This is a genomic window from Agrobacterium vitis, assembly GCF_013426735.1.
In the GTDB taxonomy this organism is placed as follows: Bacteria; Pseudomonadota; Alphaproteobacteria; order Rhizobiales; family Rhizobiaceae; genus Allorhizobium; species Allorhizobium vitis_D.
Window position 1 is genome coordinate 898,560 of record NZ_AP023272.1, and the last position, 8,941, is coordinate 907,500.

Below are 8,941 nucleotides of genomic sequence, written 5' to 3' on the forward strand. Positions count from 1 at the left end.
ATTCCGAATGGTCAAGGTCATCGCCTCTTCGGTCCGCAAGGGCAATGTTCTCGAAGTCGACGGCAAGCTCTATGTCGTGCTTACCGCGCAAAACTTCCATCCCGGCAAAGGCACGCCGGTGACCCAGATCGACATGCGCCGCATCGTTGACGGTGTGAAAGTGTCGGAACGCTGGCGCACAACCGAGCAGGTGGAGCGTGCTTTCGTTGAAGACGTCAACCATCAGTTCCTCTACGAGGATGGTGAAGGCTTCCACTTCATGAACCCGGAAAACTACGACCAAATCGTGGTAGATGTCGAGACCATGGGTGACCAGAAGGCCTATCTCCAGGAAGGCATGACCTGCGTTATCTCCATGTATGAAGGTGTTGCGCTGGCGCTTGACCTGCCGCGCCATGTGACGCTGGAAATCATGGAGACCGAACCGGTCGTCAAAGGCCAGACGGCATCCTCGTCTTATAAGCCTGCGATGCTTTCCAACGGCATCCGCACCCTGGTGCCGCCGCATATCAATGCCGGAACCCGCGTTGTGATCGCCACCGAAGACAATTCCTATGTCGAGCGTGCCAAGGACTGATGTCCGGCACTCCGGCCGTTCGAGCTGTCATTTCTGGTTGATGTTTTGATTAAGGAAAAGCCCGGTCTCTTTCGTGAGCCGGGCTTTTTGCTGTCATGCGAGAACTTTAAAGACGCTTGGATTCCGTGCTGTCGGCAATACGCAAGACAAACAAAGTGACCATCAATAAAAAATGCCCGGCGATCAGGATCGCCGGGCGTTTGCATGAGAAGTCTGATGTTTACTTGGCTTTGGCAAGAGCGGGCGGGATATCCGCAGGCTTGACATTGGCTTCAATAGCCTGGGCCTTGCCGTTGAAATTATAACCGCCGCCGATGGCAACATTCAGTGTCACATAGTCATTGGCCATTTGCTGGATCGACTCGGCAAGGCTGGCCTGAGCGGTGGTCAACTCACGCTGCGCATCCAAGACATCGAGCAGGGACGAAGCGCCGTCCTTATAGGATGCGGTCGAAAGTTCGAGCGCTTCCTTATAGGACTTTACATAGGCGCGATTGGCTGCAACGGCGCGAGCATCGCGGTTATAGGCAGCAAGCGCGCTTTCAACGTCTTCGACGCCGTTCAGCACAGTCTGCTTCCAGGCCAGGTATTTTTCACGAGCGACCGACTGGGCGTTCTTGACATTGGCACGCAGCGTACCACCATCGAAAATCGGCAGGTTGAGCGACGGACCGAAGGACCAGGTATTGGCTGTGCCATGGGTGTTGGAATGCACATAGGACGGCGAAATCGAGCCGCTCAGCGTGATCGAAGGCAGCAACTGCGCCTGCGCATTGCCGATGTCGTAAACGGCAGCGGCCAGATCGCGTTCTGCCTTGCGAATGTCAGGACGGTTGCGGATCAGATCAGCCGGAATTCCCGACAGAACCACACGACGTGCAACCGGCTGAGGAGCATGCTTCTTCAGATCGTTGATGAGCGTCGAGGCGGGAAGGCCAAGAAGTGTCGAGATGTGATAGGCATTGCTATAGAAATTGGCTTCGAAACCGGGAATATCCGCCAGCTGCGAGTTGACCAGACCTTCGGACTGCACGACGTCGAGGCGCGAAGCTGCACCGGCTTCAAGCTGCAGCTTGGTCAGCGCAAGGGTTTCGCGGCGAGATTTGACGGCTTCGTTGGCGATTGCGATACGGGCCTGATAGTAGCGGGCATCGATATAGGCTGTCGCCAGATCGGAGAGATAGGTCAGGCGAGACGTATCGACGCTGGCATAGGCGGCATCAAGCGATGCAGTAGCGCTCTGCTTGGCGCGGCGATATTGACCCCAGAGATCGAGAAGCCAGGACGCGGAAAGCTCGCCTTTGGATTCCCAGGCCCGAGGCTGAGAATTATAGCCGCCATTGGTCTGGCTGCCGCTTTCGCTTGCCGTGCCTGTCAGGCTAGGCAGGCCACCGGCAGATGAGGTGACGACGGTCGCGCGCGCCTGCTCGATCCGCTCCAGTGCCTGCAGAACATCGAGATTCTGGTTGACGCCCTGGTTGATCAGCGTGTTGAGGCGCGCATCGTTGAACGCCGTCCACCACTGAACTGTGGTCGTGTCTTGCGCAGACTTCGTGCCGCCCTCAGTAAACTTGGCAGGAAGTGCGGTTTGTGGCGGGCTGTGCTCGGGCCCCATCACGCAACCTGACAGAAGCAGCATTGCAAAGGGCGCAGCTAAGCGTACGGAGACCATCTATTCTATCCCTGTTTCAATCCGAAGGCGCGCCGAGCAAGCAATGGGCCGCGACCGCCACAATCTCGAAAATGCCGCGCTTTTATTGGGCGCGGCAACTGTTTCTTAACCTATCGTTTCTGCTCAGCTTGTAACAGCTCTTCTTTGGCTTTTGCACGGTTTGAAGCGCGTCTGACAATGACAAAAAAGGATGGAACAAAGAAAATTCCCAGCAGTGTTGCAGAAAGCATACCACCGAGTACGCCGATGCCGATCGCATTCTGCGCTGCAGAGCCTGCGCCAGTGGCAATTGCCAGCGGAACGACACCAAGAATGAAGGCGAGTGATGTCATGATGATCGGCCGAAGACGGAGTCTTGCCGCCTCCAGGGTCGCATCCATCAGGCTTAATCCGTGTTCCTGCCGCTCCTTGGCGAACTCGACGATCAGAATTGCGTTCTTTGCCGCCAGACCGATTGTGGTAAGCAGCCCGACCTTGAAGTAGACGTCGTTGTCCTGCCCCATCAAAGTTGCTGCCGCAACGGCGCCAAGAACACCGATCGGTACGGCCATGATCACTGAGAAGGGGATCGACCAGCTTTCGTAGAGTGCCGACAGGCATAGGAAGACGATCAACACCGACAAGGCGTAGAGCAAGGGCGCCTGCGAGCCTGACAGTCTTTCCTGATAGGAGATGCCCTGCCAAGCGACGGTGTAGCCGCCTTCCATCTTGGAAACCAGACGTTCTACTTCATTCATTGCGTCGCCGGAGCTGACGCCGGGTGCCGCAGAACCGTCGAGCGAGAAGGCGGTGACAGCGTTGAAAGCCGAAATCGAAGGAAGCCCGTTCACCCATTTTGCGTCCGTGAACGATGAGAAGGGGACCATCTCATTGCTCGAATTGCGGGCATCCCAATATTTTATGTCCTCGGCCTGCATGCGGTAGGGTGCATCGGCCTGGACATAGACCTTCTTGATCTTGTTGTTCAGCGTGAAGTCATTGACATTGGTGCCGGCGAAAATGGTCGTCAGCATTGAGTTGGCGTCGGAAATCGTCACGCCCATGGCGCTCAGTTTTTCCTGGTCGAGAATAAGCTTGACCTGACTTTCCTCATCGCGGTCGTTCGGGCGCATGGCGGTTATAACGCCGCTGCTATTGGCCTGAGCCAGCAGTTGTTTTGCAGCGATCGACAGTGCTTCCGAGCCGTGGTTCCCGTTATCGACGAGATACAAGGAAAAACCGCTGGAATTGCCCATGCCCTGAATGGCTGGTGGCAGAATCGGAAAGACCTGCGCTTCACGAATGGTCATGAAATAACCCATCGCTCGTTGGACAATGGCACTTGCGGCCATATCCGGCTTCTTGCGCAGATCAAAATCCTTCAGCTTGGCGAAAACCAGGCCATAGTTCTGGCCGCTTCCGTTGAAGCTGAAACCATTGACGGCGAAAACCGAATCGACAACGCTGCTTTCCTTGTCGAGCAGGTAATCCTCAACTTTTTTCATCACTTCGCCCGTCTGCGCCGAGGTCGAGCCATTTGGAAGCTGGACGATCGTCATCAGCACGCCCTGGTCTTCCTGCGGAAGGAAGGAGGAGGGCAGGCGCAGGAACAGCCAGGCGCAACCGCCGACCAGTACCGCGAATATCAACAGAAGCCGGAGCGGGCGCCTCAGCAGGTGACCAATGGACCAGACGTAGCCATTGGTCGTGCGGTCGAAATTGCGATTGAACCACGCGGCTGGACCGGTCGTCTTCCTATGACTCTTGTCTATCGGTTTCAGTATCGTCGCGCAAAGCGCAGGTGTCAGGACGAGTGCGACAACTGCGGAAAGCAGCATCGCCGAAATGATGGTGACCGAAAACTGACGATAGATAATGCCGGTCGAGCCACCGAAAAACGCCATGGGAACGAACACAGCTGTCAGCACCAGGGCGATGCCGACGATGGCGCCAGTGATTTCACCCATGGATTTCTGGGTCGCCTCCAGGGGTGGCAGGCCCTCTTCGGTCATGATGCGTTCGACATTTTCCACCACGACGATGGCATCATCAACGAGAAGGCCGATGGCAAGCACCATGGCGAACATGGTCAGTGTGTTGATCGAATATCCCGTCAGCGCCAGAATGCCAAACGTACCGAGCAAAACGACAGGCACGGCGATCATCGGAATGAATGTCGCCCGGAGGTTCTGTAGGAAGATCAACAACACGAAGAAGACGAGGACGATGGCTTCAATCAGCGTATGAACGACCTTTTCGATTGAAAGTGATACGAAAGGCGTGGTGTCGTAAGGATAGATGATGCTGACATTCTGAGGCAATGCCGGAGCAATCTGCGCCAGCTTGGCCTTCACACGGGAGGCCGTATCGAGAGCATTCGCTCCCGTTGCAAGGTTAACCGCGAAGCCGGATGCCGCCTGACGGTTCGAGCGGGATGTGGAGGTGTAGCTTTCCTGGCCGATTTCAACCCGGGCCACATCGCTCAAGCGGACATTGGCACCGCTGGTATCGACTTTCAGAATGATCCGCTCAAAATCCGACACCGTGGTCAGCTGGCTCTGAGCTGTCATCGTGACGTTGATTTGCTGTCCTTCCACGGCAGGTAGACCGCCGACCGAGCCAACCGAAATCTGGGTATTCTGTGCTTCAATGGCTGAGGTGACATCCGCAGGTGTCAGCTGAAACTTGCGCAATTTGAACGGATCAAGCCAGACGCGCATGGCAAAAGCGGAGCCGAAGGCATTGATATTGCCGACACCTTCCAGGCGTTTCACCTGGTCTTCAATCTGGGCGGAAAAGATATCGCCGAGGTCCGCCGATGTGCGCTTGCCATCCGTGGAGACGAGGGCACCGACCAACAGAATACTGGAAGTCGATTTCGTCACTTCGATGCCGTTATTCTGTACCGTTGACGGTAATTGCGATTCCACCAACTGCAACTTATTTTGGACCTGGACCTGAGCCATGTCCGGATCAATGCTGTTGTCGAAGGTCAACGTGATGGATGACGATCCAGACGTCGAAGAAGAGGTCATATATGTCAGGCCATCCAGCCCTGTCATTCCGTCTTCAATGATCTGAGTAACGGTCTTCTTGACGGTATCGGCGCTGGCACCTGTGTAGGTGGCGCTGATTTTTACGGATGGTGGTGCGATTTCCGGGTATTGCGAAATCGACAGGCTGGTGATTGCCAGCCCGCCGCCAAGCATGATCACGATTGCGATCACCCAGGCGAAAATCGGTCGCCGTATGAAGAATTTTGACATGAGTTAATTCCTGATCACGATGTTACAGGAGATGTCCTTTGACATCATGATTTCGGTGCTTCCGTTGCAGTCTTGTCTGCTGCCGGCGCAATAACAAAGCCCTTAGAGTCGATTTCCGATGGGACCGGCTTGACCGTGGCGTTGTCGGTGATCGACTGGAAGCCATCGAGGATCAACTGGTCGCCTTCCTTGATGCCGTCATTCACCAGCCAGTTGTTGCCAGACAGCTTGCTGCTGCGGAATGTCCGGGTCTCAACTTTGTTGTCTGCGTTTACGAATTTGGCGGTCAGGTCGCCATTGGCATTGCGGCTGGCAGCGCGCTGAGGAATGAGATAACCGTCTTCTTCGCCAACGGTGATCGTAGCGCGGACATACATGCCGGGCAGGATGAGATTGTCAGGATTATCGAACAATGCACGAATGGTCACTGTTCCGGTTGAGGTGCTGACCGCCATTTCGGACATGTCGATCTTGCCGACATGCGGATATTCAGTGCCGTCCTCCATCGTCAGCCGGATATCGGTCGTCTCGGCATCCGCCTTGTTGCCGTTGCGCTTGAGATTGCTGGCGGCGATGGCGGCGCGCAGACGCAGGAGATTAACGCTGGATTCGTTCAGGGAGATATAGATGGGATCAATCTGCCGCAGAGTCATCAACGATTCTGTCTGGCTGGCCGTGACCACGTTGCCGATCGAATAATTGGTTGCCGATGTGACTCCATCGAAAGGCGCCTTCACGGATGTCAGATCCAGATTGATCTGCGCGGTCTGAAGAGAAGCGCGCGATTCAGACACGGATGCCTTTGCCTGGAGCAGCGTCGTTTGGGCGTCTTCATATTCTTTTTGCGATGCACCGGTATTGGCCAGACGCTCATAGCGCTGAAGATTTGCCTGGGCAGCCGGTACGCTCGCCTCAGACTTTTCCAAGGTCGCCTTGGCTTCATCCAATGAAGCCCTATAGGTATCCTCGTCGATCTTATAAAGCAGATCGCCAGCCTTGACGAAGCTGCCTTCCTTGAAGGCAATTTCCTTGATCACGCCGCCGACCCGTGGACGAATGTCAGCGGATTGGAAAGCTTCTGCACGGCCCGACAATATGGTCGTCAGCGGTGCGGTGGATTTTTTAATCGCGAGAACGCTGACTGGGCTTGGCGGTCTTTCACCGCCGGGACCCCCTGGCCCCCCCGGGCCGCCGGCTTGCTTTTTCCCGTCATCGCTGCATCCGCTCAGCGCAATTGCCGCCACGAGAATAATGGATGACAGGGTGAGATGTCTGGCCATGCGCAGGTCCTAATTTACGAGATAGTCTTGTTCTGACAGTTTCAGTAAAAGAAAATCATCACAAGACAATAACATTCCGTAACCGCTCTATCGGCCGATGTTTTTTGCGCGATGGCATCAAGGACACGGCCTGCCTACAAACGGCGTATCTCGTGACGTAAATTAACAACCGTCACTTTGCAAGTGGATTTTGCAGTGCGGTAGTCACCAGGCCAATCAGATCCCGGCAGCGAATATGGAGAATCTCGGGCTTTTCCCGCGTGATTGAAAGGGGATGGATAACCCCTTCCAAAGCGGTGGCAATGACGGATGCAGTATGATGTGGATCGGTTACGAAAAAGTCGCCCGTCGCCACGCCTTCAAGGACGATGTTTTCGAAAATTGCGCAAATCTTTTCCCTGTAGAGATCGGCGGCGGTGAGTTCCAGATCGGTGGTCAGCACGATCATTTTGAACAGGTGCGGATTGTCGCAAACGTCCTGCAGCAGTTTGGTCAGGAGCTGCTCGGCCATCTGCAGCAATTTCATCTGAGGTGAAGGAAGCAGTTCCAAGTCAGCGAGCCCGGCCATTAGTTTTTCGAGATGGGCTGTCGCGATCGCATCGACCAGAGCGGTTTTGGAATGAAAATGCTTGAATACATTGGCCGGAGACATTTCCAGCTCTGCTGCGATATCCGCCATCGCCACCTGTTGGTACCCGCGCTGGCGAAACAGTTCCTCCGCCGCCCGCAGGATTTCCTGGCGCGTTTCGGCCGCCGGACGACGTGACCTGCGCGGGCGGCATGGTTCCCGCTTGCCAGCGCTTCGTCCGGTGGGCTTGCCAGTGGTTTTTGGCGCTGTCATGATCGTCAGCGCCGGTCGAGATAGGAGAAGAGATTTGCTTTCACGCGATCAAACGGCGTTTCACCGGAATCATCGGCCTGGAACGTCAATCCTGTAATGGCCTCATAGGCCTGGATATACACTTTGGAGGTTGCCTCGACCAAGTCCTGTGGAATTTCTGGAATGTCGTCCTTATACGGATCGCATCGTTCCGCCACCCATGACCGTACGAAGTCCTTGTCGAAGCTGGCCGGCCGGGTTCCCTGGGCGAAGGCCTGTTCATAAGTCTCAGCAATCCAGTAACGGCTACTGTCTGGCGTGTGAATTTCATCAGCCAGAAGGATGTTACCTGCTTCGTCTGTGCCGAATTCATATTTGGTATCGACGAGAATAAGGCCGCGTTCGGCAGCCTTCTGTTGGCCGCGAGCGAAAAGAGCCAGCGCGTATTGGGAAAGCTGCTGCCATTGATCAGGCGTCAGCAGGCAGTTATCGATAATTTCTGCGGGTGTGAGTGGTGCATCGTGACCACCGTCGAATTCCTTGCTGGTCGGTGTAATGATCGCCTGCGGCAGCTTCTGATTGTCACGCATGCCGTCCGGCAATGTCATGCCATACATCGTTCGCTGCCCCTTCTTATAAAGCGTCAGGATCGACGTTCCGGTCGTGCCCGCTAGATAGCCGCGCACCACCACTTCCACGGGGAGGATCGTCAGGCGCTTGCCGATGACAATGGCAGGGTCGGGATAGGCAATGACATGGTTGGGGCAAATATCGGCGGTCTGTTCAAACCAGTAGCGCGCCGTCTGCGTCAGGACCTGACCTTTATAAGGGATGCAAGCCAGGATACGGTCGAAAGCGCTCAACCTATCTGTCGATATAATGATACGACTGCCATCGGGCAGATCGTAATTTTCTCTGACCTTGCCGCGATAATAGTTGGGAAGCTCGGAAAAAAAAGCTTCTTTCAAAATGCGCATCGCTTGGCCCCTTTATGTCGCTGCCATCTCGCGTTGGTGATCTGGTTCAAGCGCGTAAGTCAATTTTATTGCTCAAACCCGTCATGAACATTCCAACCGGCTGCTCTCTACATGATGCAGTCCTAGCGCGCCTAACCCATCGCGGTGGGATTTTCAAAGAAAAAAGCGCGCGGCCATCGCACGCGCGCTTCCCATTCTCTTAAACTGCGCTGATCTCAGGCAAAGGTCAAACGGTCGATCTCGGTGATCTGGCTGGTCACGCGAAGGTGCCGTATCCGCTGTACGCCGAGCACGATGATAAACGTGATGCATGCCTCAATGGCAAATACCGGTGCATAAGCAACGACCCAGCGTCCCCAATCGGCAAAGG

Annotated in this window: 7 protein-coding genes (1 of these 7 running past the window's edge); 1 reads left to right on the plus strand and 6 read right to left on the minus strand. The window is 55.3% G+C overall.

What is annotated here, in order from left to right; all coding sequences use genetic code 11:
• The first annotated feature begins 7 nt into the window (after nucleotides 1-7).
• Nucleotides 8-577 carry an elongation factor P gene (efp, locus tag H1Y61_RS04090; RefSeq protein WP_012654285.1) on the plus strand — a complete coding sequence of 190 codons (570 nt, stop codon included), beginning with the start codon at nucleotides 8-10 and terminating at the stop codon, nucleotides 575-577.
• Between the two features lie 220 nt (nucleotides 578-797).
• Here efp and H1Y61_RS04095 read toward each other — a convergent pair whose 3' ends face one another.
• The 6 genes from H1Y61_RS04095 to H1Y61_RS04120 all read right to left on the minus strand — a co-directional run.
• Nucleotides 798-2,249: an efflux transporter outer membrane subunit gene (locus H1Y61_RS04095; protein ID WP_012654286.1), complete on the minus strand. Its 1,452-nt coding sequence runs from the start codon at nucleotides 2,247-2,249 to the stop codon at nucleotides 798-800.
• 110 nt (nucleotides 2,250-2,359) lie between these two features.
• Nucleotides 2,360-5,494, minus strand: a complete 3,135-nt coding sequence (locus H1Y61_RS04100) for an efflux RND transporter permease subunit (RefSeq protein WP_174113036.1) — start codon at nucleotides 5,492-5,494, stop codon at nucleotides 2,360-2,362.
• Between the two features lie 44 nt (nucleotides 5,495-5,538).
• A complete protein-coding gene (locus H1Y61_RS04105; RefSeq protein ID WP_180573780.1) occupies nucleotides 5,539-6,774 on the minus strand; it encodes an efflux RND transporter periplasmic adaptor subunit in 1,236 nt (411 codons plus the stop codon).
• A 172-nt stretch (nucleotides 6,775-6,946) separates the two neighbouring features.
• Nucleotides 6,947-7,615, minus strand: coding sequence for a TetR/AcrR family transcriptional regulator (locus tag H1Y61_RS04110; protein WP_180573781.1), 669 nt, complete (start codon nucleotides 7,613-7,615; stop codon nucleotides 6,947-6,949).
• A 5-nt stretch (nucleotides 7,616-7,620) separates the two neighbouring features.
• Nucleotides 7,621-8,571 carry a phosphoribosylaminoimidazolesuccinocarboxamide synthase gene (locus H1Y61_RS04115; RefSeq protein WP_180573782.1) on the minus strand — a complete coding sequence of 317 codons (951 nt, stop codon included), beginning with the start codon at nucleotides 8,569-8,571 and terminating at the stop codon, nucleotides 7,621-7,623.
• A 215-nt stretch (nucleotides 8,572-8,786) separates the two neighbouring features.
• Nucleotides 8,787-8,941 carry the final stretch of an energy-coupling factor ABC transporter permease gene (locus tag H1Y61_RS04120; RefSeq protein WP_180573783.1) on the minus strand. It continues 499 nt past the right edge of the window, so the window shows 155 of its 654 coding nt (coding positions 500-654); its start codon lies off the right edge, out of view; it ends in the stop codon at nucleotides 8,787-8,789.